Genomic DNA, 13392 nt, shown 5'->3' with positions numbered 1-13392 from the left:
ACGTATGCAACCCATTGGCGGAGTTTGCGTCAAGCGACCGGAGGCAGTGGCGATCATGCCACTGCCTCCGGGTGGTGCATTCGGGTCTGACCGGGCGTCAGGCGGCGGTTCCGGTTCCCGCGGCGCCCGCGATGTCCGCGGTGTCCTGGACTCCGAGCACCGCACCGGTCGACTTCTTGCGGCGCCGCAGCCGGCCCTCCAGCCAGCTCGCGAACGAGGTCAGCGAGAAGTTGATCAGCACGAAGATCACGGCGACGACCGTGAAGGAGGCGATGGTGTTGGCGCCGTAGTAGCCGCTCATCGTGTTGGCCGAGGCGAGCAGCTCCGGGAAGGTGAGGACCGCGCCGCCGAGTGCGGTGTCCTTCACGATCACGACCAGCTGGCTGACGATCGCCGGGAGCATCGCGGTGACCGACTGCGGCAGCAGGATGAGCCGCATCACCTGGTTCTTGCGCAGCCCGATCGCCATGGCCGCCTCGGACTGGCCCTGCGGCAGGGCGAGGATGCCCGCGCGGACGATCTCCGCGAGCACCGACGCGTTGTACAGCACCAGGCCGGTGACGACCGCGTACAGGGGACGGTCGTCCGAACTGACGTCGGTGTACTCGGCGAACAGCGCGAGCCCGAAGATCATCAGGACCAGCACCGGGATGGCGCGGAAGAACTCCACGACCATCGCGACCGGGACGCGTATCCACGCGTGGTCCGAGAGGCGGGCGATGCCGAGGACGGCGCCCAGGGGGAGGGCGATGACCATGGACAGGGCCGCGGCCTTCAGGGTGTTCTGCAGACCCGGCCAGATGTACGTCGAGTAGGCCTCGGTGCCGCTGAAGAAGGGCTTCCAGAGCGCCCACTCCAGCTGGCCCTTGTCGTCCAGGGCCTTGTACACCCACCACAGGACGGCCGCGAGGACGACGAGGAAGCCCGCCGTGTAGAGGATGTTGCGCCGCTTGGCCCGGGGGCCCTGGGCGTCGTACAGGACCGAGCTCATCGCTTCACCGCCACCTTCTTGCCCACCCAGCCGAGGATCAGACCGGTCGGCAGGGTCAGACAGCAGAACCCGAAGGCGATGATCGCGGAGATCAGCAGCAGTTGCGCCTCGTTCTCCACCATCTCCTTCATCAGGAGTGCCGCTTCCGCCACGCCGATCGCCGCCGCCACGGTCGTGTTCTTCGTCAACGCGATCAGCACGTTGGTCAGCGGGCCGACGGCCGCGCGGAAGGCCTGCGGCAGCACGACCAGGCCGAGCACCTGCGTGAAGCTGAGGCCGATGGCCCGGGCCGCCTCCGCCTGGCCGACCGGAACCGTGTTGATGCCGGCGCGGATCGCCTCGCAGACGAAGGCCGACGTGTAGACGGTCAGACCGAGCACGGACAGCCGGAAGTTGCTCGTGTCGACCACGTCCGAGCCCAGGCTGATGCCCAGCGTGTCCTTCAGCCCGAGCGCGGCGAACAGGATGATCACCGTGAGCGGGATGTTCCGCACGATGTTCACGTACGCGGTGCCGAACCCGCGCATCAGCGGCACCGGGCCCACCCGCATGGCGGCCAGCAGGGTGCCCCAGATCAGGGAGCCCACGGCGGACAGCAGCGTGAGCTGCACCGTCGTCCAGAAGGCTCCCAGCACGTCGTACTTGTCAAGAAAGTCGAACACGATCTCCCGCGCTTCCGCGTGTAGGGATGCCCGGGTGCGCCGGCCTCACGGACGGCGCACCCACAGGGCATTGCCTCAGCTCTTGATGTCACCGATCTTCGGAGCGGGCTCGTTCTTGTAGCCGGCCGGACCGAGGTTCTTGTCCACGGCCTTCTGCCAGGAACCGTCGGCGACCATCTCCTCCAGGGCCTTGTTGATCTTGGCCTTGAGGTCGCTGCCCTTCTTGATGCCGATGCCGTAGTTCTCGTTGGTCATCTTGAAGGCGCCGAGCTTGAACTTGCCCTTGAACTGCGACTGGGAGGCGTAACCGGCGAGGATCGAGTCGTCCGTGGTCAGCGCGTCGATCGCCTTGCTCTGCAGACCGGTCAGACACGCCGAGTACGTCGGGTACTGCTGCAGCTGCGCCTTGGGGGCCAGCCTGTCCTTGACGTTCTGCGCCGACGTCGAGCCGGTCACCGAGCACAGCTTCTTCTTGTTCAGGTCCGCCGGCGACTTGATGGTGTTGTCGTCCGCGCGGATCAGCACGTCCTGGTGGGCCAGCAGGTACGGGCCGGCGAAGTCGACCTTCTGCTGACGCTCCGGGGTGATCGAGTAGGTGGCGGCGATGAAGTCGACGTCACCGCGCTGCAGCATGGTCTCGCGGTCGGCGCTCTTCGACTCCTTCCACTCGATCTGGTCGGCGCTGTAACCGAGCTTCTTGGCGACGTAGGTGGCCACGTCCACGTCGAAGCCCGCGTAGCCCTGCGGGGTCTTCTGGCCGAGGCCCGGCTGGTCGTACTTGATGCCGATGGCGATCTTCTTGCCACCGCCGGACGAGCCGCCGTCGTCCTTCTTGTCGCCGCCGCACGCGGTGGCGCTCACGGAGAGGGCGAGGAGGACGGCCGAGGCGGCGGTGACCTTGCGGAGCTTCATGTGAACATCCTTCTGAGTGGTGAGGAACGAGTCCCTGGGACGCGGATGGCGCGGTCCGGCGGTGCGGGCGGCCGGGCGGTGCGTGCGGTGCGTGCGGTCGGCCGGAGCGGTGGCGTCAGTGGTGCAGGATCTTGGACAGGAAGTCCTTGGCCCGGTCACTGCGCGGGTTGCTGAAGAACTGGTCGGGCGAGGATTGTTCAACGATCCGCCCGTCCGCCATGAAGACCACACGGTTCGCCGCAGAGCGTGCGAAGCCCATCTCGTGGGTGACCACGATCATCGTCATGCCCTCGCGCGCGAGCTGCTGCATGACCTCCAGGACCTCGTTGATCATCTCGGGGTCGAGGGCCGAGGTCGGCTCGTCGAACAGCATGACCTTCGGGCCCATCGCCAGCGCCCGCGCGATCGCGACGCGCTGCTGCTGGCCGCCGGACAGCTGGGCGGGGTACTTGTCGGCCTGCGCGCCCACGCCGACCCGGTCCAGCAGGGCCCGGGCCTTCTCCTCGGCCTGCTTCTTGTCCGCCTTGCGGACCTTGACCTGACCCAGCATCACGTTGTCGAGCACGGTCTTGTGCGCGAAGAGGTTGAACGACTGGAACACCATCCCGACGTCCGCCCGCAGCCGGGCCAGCTCGCGGCCCTCGTGCGGCAGCGGCTTGCCGTCGATCGCGATCGTGCCGGAGTCGATCGTCTCCAGACGGTTGATGGTGCGGCACAGCGTCGACTTTCCGGACCCGGAGGGCCCGATGACCACGACGACCTCGCCGCGGGCGATCGTCAGGTCGATGTCCTGGAGCACGTGCAACGCGCCGAAGTGCTTGTTGACGCTCTTCAGGACGACCAGTTCGTCGGACGTGGCCGCGTCCTCCTTGGCCACCGTTACTTTGGTCATCGCTCTCAGGCTCCGTCCTCCTCGGGTTTCCGAGGACAGTAGTGAGGGGCTGTGACCTGCGTCATCACATCTGAGGGAGATCTGAGCATCACGATCCGATAGCTATCGGACACATGTCGTAGCACTTGCGGCCTGTGCGTATATCGGCCGGGTAACGGAAGCGGCGGGCAACCGGAACCCCCTTGACGCCGTCCTTATCCATCAGCGTCACTGCCATGGTGCACACGCGTGTGCGTGATCTACACGACCGACGAAAACCGAGACCGTACGACCACTGAACCGGAGGGGGCCGGGTTGAGACTGCTCCTCGTCGAGGACGACAACCACGTCGCGGCGGCCCTGTCGGCCGTCCTCGCGCGGCACGGCTTCCAGGTCACCCACGCGCGCAGCGGCGAGGAGGCCCTCCAGGCGCTCGTCCCCGAGGCCGCCGGTTTCGGTGTCGTCCTGCTCGACCTCGGCCTGCCCGACCAGGACGGCTACGAGGTCTGCGGCAAGATCCGCAAACGCACCAGCACCCCGGTGATCATGGTCACGGCCCGCGCCGACGTCCGCTCCCGCATCCACGGACTCAACCTGGGCGCGGACGACTACGTCGTCAAGCCGTACGACACCGGGGAGCTGCTCGCCCGGATCCACGCCGTCAGCCGGCGCACCGCCCACGAGGACCCGGCGACCGGCAGCGAGAGCGCCCTGCTCCTGGGGTCCGTCCGGATCGAACTGCCCACCCGGCAGGTCAGCGTGGACGGCGCCGCGGTCCAGCTGACCCGCAAGGAGTTCGACCTGCTCGCGCTGCTCGCCCAGCGGCCCGGGGTGGTCTTCCGCCGGGAACAGATCATCAGCGAGGTCTGGCGCACCAGTTGGGAGGGGACCGGCCGCACCCTGGAGGTGCACGTCGCCTCCCTGCGCGCCAAACTGCGCATGCCCGCGCTGATCGAGACCGTACGCGGCGTCGGCTACCGGCTCGTCGCCCCGGCCGCCTAGCGGGGACGGGTGCGCACACGCCTCCTCCCGCTGCTCATCGTCCTGCTGGCAGCCGTCCTGCTCGCGCTGGGCATTCCGCTCGCCGGCAGCGTGGCCGCCGCCCAGCAGCAGCGCGTCGTCGTCGACCGCATCGACGACACGGCACGCTTCGCGGCGCTCGCCCAGTTCGTCACCGACGCACCCGGCGGCTCCCGCCGCACCAGCACGGACGAGCGCCGGGAGAGCCTGCGCAGCGAACTGGAGAGCTACTACGGCGTCTACGGCATCCGCGCGGGCGTCTTCTACCGCAACGGCTCCGCGATGGCCAACGCGCCCGACCACTGGCTCGTACCGCAGACGGGTGAGGTCCGCCGGGCGTTCGACGAGGCGCTGCTCAGCCGGCGCAGCCACGACCCGCGGCAGGTGTGGCCCTGGCAGCGCAGCCGGCTCGTCGTCGCCTCGCCGGTGATCCGGGACGGGGACGTCGTCGCGGTGGTGGTCACCGACTCGCCCACCGGGCAGCTGCGGTCGCGGATCCTGCGCGGCTGGCTGTTCATCGGGGCCGGCGAGATCGCGGCCATGCTGCTCGCCGTCGGCGCGGCGCTGAGGCTGACCGGGTGGGTGCTCAGACCGGTACGGATCCTGGACGCCACCACCCATGACATCGCCACCGGACGTCTGAAGTCCCGGGTCGCGGTCGGCGGCGGGCCGCCGGAACTCAGACGGCTGGCCCGTTCGTTCAACGAGATGGCGGACAACGTCGAGGCCGTGCTGGAGCAGCAGCGCGCCTTCGTCGCCGACGCCTCGCACCAGTTGCGCAACCCGCTCGCGGCGCTGCTGCTGCGCATCGAACTGCTCGCCCTCGAACTCCCGGAGGGCAACGAGGAGATAGCCTCGGTCCGCACCGAGGGCAAGCGCCTCGCGCAGGTCCTGGACGACCTGCTCGACCTGGCGCTGGCCGAGCACGCCGAGGCCGACCTCCAGCTGACCGACATCGGCGCGCTGGCCGAGGAACGGGTGGCCGCGTGGGCACCGGCCGCCCAGGCCAAGGGGGCCCGGCTGACCGGCGACTGTCCGCCGACCACCGCCTGGGCCGACCCGATCGCCCTGTCCAGCGCCCTGGACGCGGTCATCGACAACGCCGTGAAGTTCACCCCCGCGGGCGGCACCGTCGAGGTCGCCGTCCGCCTGGACGGCGACTCCACCACGGTCGTGGTCACGGACACCGGCCCCGGACTCACCGACGAGGAACTCGCGCGCGTGGGCGACCGTTTCTGGCGCAGCGGCCGGCACCAGAACGTGAAGGGCTCGGGCCTCGGCCTGTCCATCAGCCGCGCCCTGCTCGCGGCGGGCGGCGGCTCGATCGACTACGCCCACCACGAGCCACGAGGACTCCGGGTGACGGTCAGGGTGCCGCGGCACGGGGAGACGGGCGGGGAGACCGCGGGCGCCGGCGGCGCGCGGTAGGGGCGTGCGGAGACGGGCGGCGACGGAGGCGAGGGGCCTCGTGCCGTAGGGGCGTGCCGGCTCGGGCGGGGAGACCGCGGGCGAAGCCGCCGTGGTTGCGTGGCTGTGGCTGTGGCTGTGGCTGTGGCTGTGGCTGTGGCCCTCTGTCTTCGCTGTCGGCTTGCGCCCAGGGACGGTCCCCTACGGCTTCACCGACCGGTAGTAGCGGCGGGCGCCCTCCTGGAGGGGCAGCGGGTCGGTGTAGATGGCGGTGCGGAGATCGACCAGTTGGGCGGAGTGGACGTGGGCGCCGATGCCGTCGCGGCTCTTGATCACCGTACGGGTCACCCATTCGGTCAGCCGGGGATCGACGTCCGTACGGGTCATCAGCACGTTGGACACGGCGATCGTCGGGACCTGCACACCCTGCTGAACGTTCGGGTAGGCCGACTCGGGGATGTTGGTGACCCGGTAGTAGCGCGCCCCCTCGCCCTGACTGTGCAGCCGGGCGACGAGGGTGTCGTCGATCGGCACGAAGCGGAAGGCACGCTTCTGCGCCAGCGCGACCAACCCCTTCGTGGGCAGTCCGCCGGACCAGAAGAAGGCGTCGATCCTCCCCTCGCGCAGCTGCGCGGGCCCGGTGTCGATGCCGTCGGCCACCGGCGTGATGTCCTTGCGCGGATCGATGCCGACGGACCGCAGCACCCGCTCGGCTATCAACCGCACGCCGGAGTCGGGCAGCCCGGTCGCCACCCGCTTGTGCCGCAGGTCGGCGACGGTCCTGATGTCCGAGTCGCGGGGCACCACGAGGTGCACGTAGTCGTCGTAGAGGCGGGCCACGCCGCGCAGCCGGCCGGAGCCGCTGCCGTGCCGCTGCTCGTAGGTCGCCACCGCGTCGGCCGCCGCGATGGTGAAGTCGGCCTGCCCGGTCGCCACCCGCTGGACGTTCTCCTGGGAACCGGCGCTGTTGAGCAGCTTCACCTTCAGACCCGGCATGTCCTTGCCCAACTCGGTGCGCAGCCGCTCGCCGTACTCCTGGTAGACCCCGCGGGGCGTGCCGGTGCTGAACACGATCGTCCCGCTCGGCGGCTTCTCGCCCAGGGGCAGCAGCCACCACAGCAGCAGCCCGAGGGCCACGGCGCCGACGACCGCGCCCTGCAGCGCTCGGCGCCTGCCGAGCCGGGGGAACACCTTGGACATGCGGCGATCCTGCCAGGCGACGTGCGGCGCTGACCAGGGCCGGGGTCACTCGTGGTGGGGAAGCGGCTGCGGAGGGGGCCCGTCCGGGGGCCGGGCAGGCGGCTGCCGGGCCCCGTCCGCGGGCGGCGGGCGTTGTCAGTGGCGGCCGTTAGAGTCGCCGCATGACCACTTCGCCCGCCCGCCTCGTCCGTGAGTTCCACCATGCCTTCGGTCTCGACGCCCGCACCACGCCGACGGAGGTGGACCCGAAGCTGGCCGCCCACCGGGGCGAACTGCTCGCGGAGGAGGCCGCGGAGGTCGCCGAGGTCGCGGTGGAGGGCCCGCTGGACCGGCTCGCGCACGAGCTGGCCGACGTCGTGTACGTCGCCTACGGCACGGCCCTGGTGCACGGCATCGACCTCGACGAGGTGATCGCCGAGATCCACCGCGCCAACATGAGCAAGATCGGCCCGGACGGGGAGGTCGCCCGCCGGGCCGACGGCAAGGTGCTCAAGGGGGAGCACTACCGGGCGCCGGACGTCTCGGCCGTACTGCGCCGGCAGGGCTGGATACCCGGCGGGGCCTAGGAGGGCCGGCAGGGCTGGCTACTCGGCGGGGCCTAGGAGGAGAGTGAACCGCCCGTCAGCTTCCACTCGCGGTGCAGGGCGCCCAGCGGGATGCTCCGCTGGACGACCGGGGTACCGAAGACCGACAGCTGGAGGCGCAGGGTGCCGGACAGGTCCACGCCGCCGTAGACGGCCCAGGTGCCCGTCGCCTTCGGCTCGCTGCGGTCGGAGGCCGCGGTGAGCGTGCCGGATGCCTCGCCGCGCAGATACGGGGCGAGGTCGGCGGTGACGCCGACGGTGCCGTAGAGGCCGACCGTGGCCTCGGCGCCGAGCGCCGTCTTCACGTCCCCGGCGGCGGTGACGGAGGCGTGTACGGGGGTGCTGTTCATGTGCGAGGAGCTGACCGGCGTCCAGCCCCGGGCCGCGCCGAAGGTGCCGCCCGCCTTGAAGTCGCCCTTCAGGCTCTGCTCGACATCGACGGTCACCCGGCCGTCGGCACTGATCTGGACGTAGCAGGTCAGGTCGAGGTTGACGACGACGGGGACCGGGCCGACCTGCAGGACGGGGTCGGCGTGCAGCTTGGCGAAGGGGACGCGCAGCGGGGTGCCGGTGGCCGCCGCGGCCCGCCCCTTGACGGCCCAGCCGGAGCTCCAGTCACCGGACACACCGAGGTACGCCGATCCGGGCGGTGCGTCGGTCCCGGCGCCGCCGTAGGCGAAGTCGACCTGCGGGGCGACCTGGACGAAGCCGTGCACGGAGGCGGTGGCGGACGCGGGGGCGTCCTTGGCGGTGGGCACCTCGGTGCCGACGTCGAGCCGGAGGCTGCCGAGCGGCACCGTCGCGCCCTTGGGCCCGGCGTGCACGTCACCGGTCTTCGCCCAGGAGACCCGGACATCGGGCAGCAGCTTGTCGACGGTGAAGGACGACGGGTCGACGGGCACGTCGCCCTTGGCCGTGGCGTCGCCCAGCAGCGAGTTGAGGGTGGCCGGTTCGGTCTGCACCTCCGTGCCGCCGTGCGTCTCGCCGATCACCTTGGTGACCTTGGCGAGCAGTCCGTGCGGTGCCCCCGGCGCGGGCGCGCTGGCGATCACGTCGCCGACGGCGGCCCGGCGCGGTGCGGCGGAGGAGCCGGCGGAAGGGGCGGCGGCACTGGCGGAAGGAGCGGGCGAGCCGGTGGACGGGCCGGATGAGCGGGCGGACGGGCCGGGCGAGCCGGTGGACGGAGCGGGTGAGACGGGTGAACCGTCCTTCCCGCTGGGCTTGTCGGCGATGACGGCACGCCGGGTGCGGCCGTCGTACGAGCTGACGGTGAGCGAGGTCTTGTGGGCCCGATGCCCGGAGCGGCCGGGGCCCGCCGTGGCGGTGGCGGTCGCGGCGGCGGTGGGAGCGGCGGCGACGGTGAGCGAGTGGTCCGTGCCGGCGGCGGGCTGCTCGGCGGCCCGGACCTGCTGCCCCGTTCCGGAGGCCGGCCCGTCCGCGGCCGACGGCGCGGACGAGGAGCAGGCCGCGGCGAGGAACAGAGAGGTCACGGCGAAGGCGGGCAGCAGGGCGCGCCTGTGCCTCATGCGTCTGTGCAAGGTGGGTCCTGTGTGGAGTGGGGGGTGGCAGAGAGGCACCGGCAAGACCTCTACTCGCGGGTAGAACCGGCCGGTAACTCGGTGACGAGCATGAGCATGCCACCCTCCGTGCACAGGTCGCGCACATTCCGGCCACACCTCAACGTGACCTCTGCCACGAGGAGTTGAGGCCGGGTGTGCGTACGCGGCAGGGGCGGACTCAGCGTCCGGACAGACCCGTACCGCCGAGGCGCGTCAGCAGATCCGCGAGACCGGCGATGTCCGCCGCGGGCCACGCCGGGCCGGCGAAGATCTCCGCGGCGGTCTCCTCCGCCGTCGCCAGCATCTCCGTCAGCCGCTGCCGGCCCGTCGCGGTCAGCGCCGCGTACGCCACGCGCGCGTCCCGGGCGTCCGGCTCCCGGGTCACCAGCCCGATCCGCTCCAGCGGAGCCAGGCCGCGCGTGACCCCGGAGGCGGTCAGCCCCAGTGCTTCGGCGAGGTCGACCCGGCGCATCCGGCCGCCGGGCGCCTGCCCCAGCCGGAGCAGCAGGGTGAAGTCGGCGAGGCTGACGCCGTGCAGCCCGCTCAGCCGGGCGTCGAAGCGTCGTACGAGCGCTGTCTGGGCCCGGACGAGCCGTAGCGCCGTGTCCAGAGCCTCACTCATGGCCCGTCTCCTCGGCACCTGTTGCCACGTCTCGCCTCTCCTGTCGCTCGCAGGATCTCTCTCCTGTCACTTGCAGGGTCCTTCACTACTCCTTGACCACTCAAGCTTATGGGGTGCTTCATCGGCCCGTCGTGCGGGCGGCGCGGCGCTGTCGCTTGCCCAGAGGGGCCTGGGAGAGGTCCTCGGCCGTGGCCCGCAGGTGCTTGAAGCCGTAGCCGCGCTCGGTGAGCCAGGCCTTCGCCGTCTCCTCGGCACGCTCCGTCGCCTCCAGGATGTCCTCCTCCTTCTCACCCGTCGCGGAGAAGCGGAAGGCGAAGGCGGGCCGGGCGGCGATGTCGTAGGTGAGGGTGCCCTCCGGAGTGAAGGCGGCCCGCAGGACGTCGTGTTCGGCGGCGTCGGCCAGCAGGGCGGCGCGCTGGGTGTCGGTGAGGGCGTCGAAGACGCCGCGGACGGTGATGCGGAAGGTTCGCGTACTCATTCGGCGACCTTAGGCACAGGGAGGGCCGGCCCTCCAGCGGTTTTGCGGCGGCCGTCCGGTACGGGTGCGGTCTGGTCGTCGGCCGGGCGAACACCGGGCGAGGTTCGGGTCGGCTGTTCACGCGGGTCGGGGGCGCTGGTTCCCTGATGGCGGGAGCCGGGGGCGGGTGCTGAGAGCGCAGTGGAGAGCGGGAGCCGAGAGCGGGAGACGACGGCGTGAGGAACCACCGGGATCGGAGGCGGTGTGGACGTCGGGGACGCGACCGCGCCCTTGGTCGCGGTCGTCGGGGTCGTCGGGACGCTGCTGTCCGCGCTGCTGACCCAGCGCGCGGCCGACCGCAGCCGCCGGCGTGAGCAGGAGCGCGCCGAGGGGGCGCGGGAGCGTCGCCGGCACGCCCAGGAGCTGCGCGCGTGCTACGTCGCCCTGAACACCTCCGCCCGCCAGTACCTGGCCGCGCTCACCGACCAGGTGCACGCGCTGGGCCGGGACGAGGAGGTGCGGACCGTACGGCAGCGGCTCACGGAGGCGCGCGACCAGTACCGGGACGTGTACGCCGAGGCCCAGCTGCGGATGCCCGACCGCGTACTCGACCTCGCGGGCGGCCTCAGCCACGACCTAGGGATGGTCTACGGCATGGTCCGGCGCCTGGACGACGGTGTCCCGCGCGCCGGGGACTCACCGGCCGCCGTGCGGGAGAGCATCGACGAACTGTGGGGCAGGCTCCGGCGGATGCGGCGCGAGATGCGCTCCGAACTGGGCGGGTTCGGGGCGGATTCCGGGCGATGAGGAGGCCGGACGCGGGAACCTGCCGTCCCGCGCGCCAGGGCCCGGCATAGTGACGGTGATGCCCGTCTCGGTGGGGACCGCGAGTGGCGCGGCGGCGGTGACGACGGTGACGACGGCGAACGCAGAGGGGAGGACGGGGTGAACGAGCAGGGTGCGGGGTCGGCGGACCGGTTGCTCGCCCTGATCGGCGAACACCGCGACACCATCCGTCAGGCGCTGGGCGACGACCGGCACGCGGTGCTGCTGGCCCGGCTGACGGCGCTCGCCGGGACGGCGCCGGAGGACGACAGGGCGGTCCGCAGGGCACTCCAGGCCGTCAGGCTGGTGCTGCTGGAGCTGCCGTCGGGCCACCCGGTACGCCGGGAACTGGACTCTCCGCGCATCGCGGTGACGCCGCCCGGGCCGGGGACCGTGGCCGGTGCGCGGGAGCTGATGGCCTGGTTCAGCCTTCCGTCCCCGGCGCGGGGACCGTCGTACCACCCGGACCCCGAGCAGCAGCGGCTGCTCGGCGAACCGGCCCTGTCGGACGCCGAGGCGCGGGAGCGCTGCGGCGGCACGCCGCCTGCCGAACTGATCCGCCTGCGCGGCCCGGAGGACGGCGACCGTTACCCGGAGTTCCAGTTCGGCCCGGGCGGCGGCACCCCGCACGGGGTCGTCCTGGAGGTCAACCGGCTGCTGCTCGCGGACATCGACCCCTGGGGCGCGGCGGCCTGGTGGTTCAGCGGCAACACCTGGCTGGGCGGCACCCCCGCGGCGCTGCTCGGCCGGCTCCCGGACCACCGGCTGGTCGGCGCGGCCCGTGAACTGGCGGAGGGGGAGTGATGGCCGGCTTCTTCCCGATGATCGACCTGAAACTGCGTCCCAACCGCCGGGTGATCCCGGCGGGTACGGAGCTGTGGCGGGTGCACCTCACCCGGTACGCGCCGGACGAGTTCAATCCCAGACTCGCGGACATCCACTTCCACGGGGGCCGCTTCGACGGCACGGTGCTGGACCAGTACCACAGCCTGTACATGGCGGAGTCGGCGTTGACGGCGCTCGCTGAGAGCGTGCTCCGCTCCCGCCCCTTCGAGGCACCGGGCGAGCGTACGATCCCCTACCGCGCCGTCTGGCAGCGCTCGCTGAGCTGTCTGCGCACCCGCTCCGACCTGATCCTGGTCTCCCTGGTCAGCGGCGCGGACCTGGCCGCCGTGTGCCAGGACGCCGCGCTCCTGGAGGACGAGAGCAACTACGCGCGGGCGCGGCGCTGGTCGAGCGAGATCAGAGCGCAGGCCTCCGACGCCATGGGGCTGGTCTGGGAGTCGCGGCGCAACCGGTCCGAGCACGCCATGGTGCTGTACCACGACCGCTGCGTGGGCCCGGACGGTCCCCCGCTGGAGGTACTGCCCGACCGCGGCATCCCCGACCTCGGCTCCGAGGAGGGCCGGGAACGGGCCGACGAACTCCTCGCACCGCTGTCGGCGAGGATCGCCGAGCCCCAGTGGCCGTGATCCCGGAACCGCTCCGGACGGGGAGGCGGGCGCGTTCCGCGGGGAGAGGCCGGCGCGGTTCCGCATGAGTGGCCGGCGCGGCTCCGCATGAGTGCCGGTGTGCTGCGCATGAGAGGTTGGGGCCATGACGAAGCACATCGCGCTGCTGCGCGGGGTCAACGTCGGCGGCAGCGCGAGGATCGCGATGAAGGACCTCCGCGCCCTGTTCGCCGACATGGGGTTCGAAGCCGTACAGACCTACCTGCAGAGCGGGAACGTGGTGTTCGGCATCCCCGGCACCCCCGGTTCCTCCGGCACCCCCGGTTCCTCCGGCACTCCCGGCGTCTCCGGCACTCCCGGTGCTTCCGGCACCACGGGCGCCCGGCAGCCCCGCCCCGCGGAACTCGCCGCGCGCATCGAGCAGCGGATCGCCGACGACCTCGGTGTGTCCGTCACGGTCCTGCTGCGCTCGTGCGACTCCCTGGCCCGTACCCTCGCCGCCAACCCGTACCTGGACCGCGAGGACGACCCGGCCAAGCTGCACGTCACCTTCCTCGCCGAGGCACCGACCGCCGAGCAGGCCGCCCGCCTGGAGGTGCCGGCCGGCGAGACCGGCGTGTTCACCCTGGTCGGCGACGAGATCCACCTGCACGTCCCCGACGGCTACGGCAGGACCAAGCTCAACAATTCCTTCATCGAGCGCCGCCTCGGCATGCGGGCCACGACCCGCAACTGGAAGACGGTCACCGCCCTGCACCAGCTGGCCACCGGGGACTGAGCCGGGCCGGGCGGGCCGCGGGTGAACGGTGTGCTGCCGAGCCCGAGCCCGGT

Annotated in this window: 15 protein-coding genes; 7 read left to right on the top strand and 8 right to left on the bottom strand. The window is 71.7% G+C overall.

The features are described 5' to 3' along the window. Positions 1-97 precede the first annotated feature (97 nt). The 4 genes from IEZ20_RS32105 to IEZ20_RS32090 form a co-directional block, all read right to left on the bottom strand. Positions 98-991, bottom strand: a complete 894-nt coding sequence (locus tag IEZ20_RS32105) for an amino acid ABC transporter permease (protein WP_189305207.1) — start codon at positions 989-991, stop codon at positions 98-100. Further along, complete coding sequence (locus IEZ20_RS32100; protein WP_189305205.1) at positions 988-1653, bottom strand: amino acid ABC transporter permease; 666 nt, start codon at positions 1651-1653, stop codon at positions 988-990. Before IEZ20_RS32100 ends, IEZ20_RS32105 begins: the two co-directional genes overlap by 4 nt. 75 nt (positions 1654-1728) lie before the next feature. Continuing rightward, positions 1729-2565, bottom strand: a complete 837-nt coding sequence (locus IEZ20_RS32095) for a glutamate ABC transporter substrate-binding protein (protein ID WP_189305203.1) — start codon at positions 2563-2565, stop codon at positions 1729-1731. A gap of 115 nt (positions 2566-2680) precedes the next feature. Further along, the gene (locus IEZ20_RS32090) at positions 2681-3457 is read right to left on the bottom strand and encodes an amino acid ABC transporter ATP-binding protein (protein ID WP_189305201.1); all 777 of its coding nucleotides are present in this window, start codon (positions 3455-3457) and stop codon (positions 2681-2683) included. A 294-nt stretch (positions 3458-3751) separates the two neighbouring features. Between IEZ20_RS32090 and IEZ20_RS32085 the strand changes: the two genes are divergently transcribed. Together IEZ20_RS32085 and IEZ20_RS32080 are read left to right on the top strand one after the other, a co-directional pair. Beyond that, the gene (locus IEZ20_RS32085; protein WP_189305199.1) at positions 3752-4438 is read left to right on the top strand and encodes a response regulator transcription factor; all 687 of its coding nucleotides are present in this window, start codon (positions 3752-3754) and stop codon (positions 4436-4438) included. Positions 4439-4447: 9 nt separating this feature from the next. Further along, positions 4448-5884 (top strand): sensor histidine kinase, encoded by a 1437-nt coding sequence (locus IEZ20_RS32080; protein WP_189305197.1) that lies wholly within the window; start codon positions 4448-4450, stop codon positions 5882-5884. Positions 5885-6064: 180 nt separating this feature from the next. On the opposite strand, the gene IEZ20_RS32075 is transcribed toward IEZ20_RS32080, so the two are convergent. Beyond that, positions 6065-7063: a TAXI family TRAP transporter solute-binding subunit gene (locus tag IEZ20_RS32075; RefSeq protein WP_189305195.1), complete on the bottom strand. Its 999-nt coding sequence runs from the start codon at positions 7061-7063 to the stop codon at positions 6065-6067. Positions 7064-7224: 161 nt separating this feature from the next. Between IEZ20_RS32075 and IEZ20_RS32070 the strand changes: the two genes are divergently transcribed. Beyond that, the gene (locus IEZ20_RS32070) at positions 7225-7629 is read left to right on the top strand and encodes a pyrophosphohydrolase domain-containing protein (RefSeq protein ID WP_189305193.1); all 405 of its coding nucleotides are present in this window, start codon (positions 7225-7227) and stop codon (positions 7627-7629) included. Positions 7630-7661: 32 nt separating this feature from the next. Here the strand turns inward: IEZ20_RS32070 and IEZ20_RS32065 are convergent, their stop codons facing one another. From IEZ20_RS32065 to IEZ20_RS32055, 3 genes are all read right to left on the bottom strand, one after another. Next, a complete protein-coding gene (locus IEZ20_RS32065; protein WP_189305191.1) occupies positions 7662-9173 on the bottom strand; it encodes a hypothetical protein in 1512 nt (503 codons plus the stop codon). A gap of 211 nt (positions 9174-9384) precedes the next feature. Next, on the bottom strand, positions 9385-9828 hold the full coding sequence (locus IEZ20_RS32060; RefSeq protein WP_189305189.1) for a MarR family winged helix-turn-helix transcriptional regulator: 444 nt from the start codon (positions 9826-9828) through the stop codon (positions 9385-9387). A gap of 118 nt (positions 9829-9946) precedes the next feature. Then, positions 9947-10306, bottom strand: a complete 360-nt coding sequence (locus IEZ20_RS32055) for a DUF6204 family protein (protein WP_189305186.1) — start codon at positions 10304-10306, stop codon at positions 9947-9949. Between the two features lie 243 nt (positions 10307-10549). On the opposite strand from IEZ20_RS32055, the gene IEZ20_RS32050 reads away from it, so the two are divergent. From IEZ20_RS32050 to IEZ20_RS32035, 4 genes are all read left to right on the top strand, one after another. Beyond that, positions 10550-11092, top strand: a complete 543-nt coding sequence (locus IEZ20_RS32050) for a hypothetical protein (protein WP_189305184.1) — start codon at positions 10550-10552, stop codon at positions 11090-11092. A 138-nt stretch (positions 11093-11230) separates the two neighbouring features. Continuing rightward, on the top strand, positions 11231-11914 hold the full coding sequence (locus IEZ20_RS32045; protein WP_189305182.1) for a hypothetical protein: 684 nt from the start codon (positions 11231-11233) through the stop codon (positions 11912-11914). Beyond that, entirely contained in the window at positions 11914-12582 is a 669-nt protein-coding gene (locus IEZ20_RS32040; RefSeq protein ID WP_189305180.1) for an RES family NAD+ phosphorylase, read from the top strand. Before IEZ20_RS32045 ends, IEZ20_RS32040 begins: the two co-directional genes overlap by 1 nt. A gap of 124 nt (positions 12583-12706) precedes the next feature. Continuing rightward, positions 12707-13339, top strand: a complete 633-nt coding sequence (locus tag IEZ20_RS32035; RefSeq protein ID WP_189305178.1) for a DUF1697 domain-containing protein — start codon at positions 12707-12709, stop codon at positions 13337-13339. The last annotated feature ends 53 nt before the right edge of the window (positions 13340-13392 follow it).

Origin of the sequence: Streptomyces cinerochromogenes, assembly GCF_014648635.1 — a bacterium.
GTDB classification, from domain to species: Bacteria; Actinomycetota; Actinomycetes; order Streptomycetales; family Streptomycetaceae; genus Streptomyces; species Streptomyces cinerochromogenes.
Note: the sequence above shows the minus strand (reverse complement) of the source record. Positions and strands in the feature narration are given on the sequence as shown.

Bases quoted from the DNA above. Each gene is read 5' to 3' on its own strand.
- IEZ20_RS32065 (WP_189305191.1), bottom strand. From the start codon at position 9,173: ATGAGGCACAGGCGCGCCCTGCTGCCCGCCTTCGCCGTGACCTCTCTG.
- IEZ20_RS32070 (WP_189305193.1), top strand. From the start codon at position 7,225: ATGACCACTTCGCCCGCCCGCCTCGTCCGTGAGTTCCACCATGCCTTC.
- IEZ20_RS32060 (WP_189305189.1), bottom strand. From the start codon at position 9,828: ATGAGTGAGGCTCTGGACACGGCGCTACGGCTCGTCCGGGCCCAGACA.
- IEZ20_RS32105 (WP_189305207.1), bottom strand. From the start codon at position 991: ATGAGCTCGGTCCTGTACGACGCCCAGGGCCCCCGGGCCAAGCGGCGC.
- IEZ20_RS32035 (WP_189305178.1), top strand. From the start codon at position 12,707: ATGACGAAGCACATCGCGCTGCTGCGCGGGGTCAACGTCGGCGGCAGC.
- IEZ20_RS32040 (WP_189305180.1), top strand. From the start codon at position 11,914: ATGGCCGGCTTCTTCCCGATGATCGACCTGAAACTGCGTCCCAACCGC.
- IEZ20_RS32095 (WP_189305203.1), bottom strand. From the start codon at position 2,565: ATGAAGCTCCGCAAGGTCACCGCCGCCTCGGCCGTCCTCCTCGCCCTC.
- IEZ20_RS32075 (WP_189305195.1), bottom strand. From the start codon at position 7,063: ATGTCCAAGGTGTTCCCCCGGCTCGGCAGGCGCCGAGCGCTGCAGGGC.
- IEZ20_RS32055 (WP_189305186.1), bottom strand. From the start codon at position 10,306: ATGAGTACGCGAACCTTCCGCATCACCGTCCGCGGCGTCTTCGACGCC.
- IEZ20_RS32090 (WP_189305201.1), bottom strand. From the start codon at position 3,457: ATGACCAAAGTAACGGTGGCCAAGGAGGACGCGGCCACGTCCGACGAA.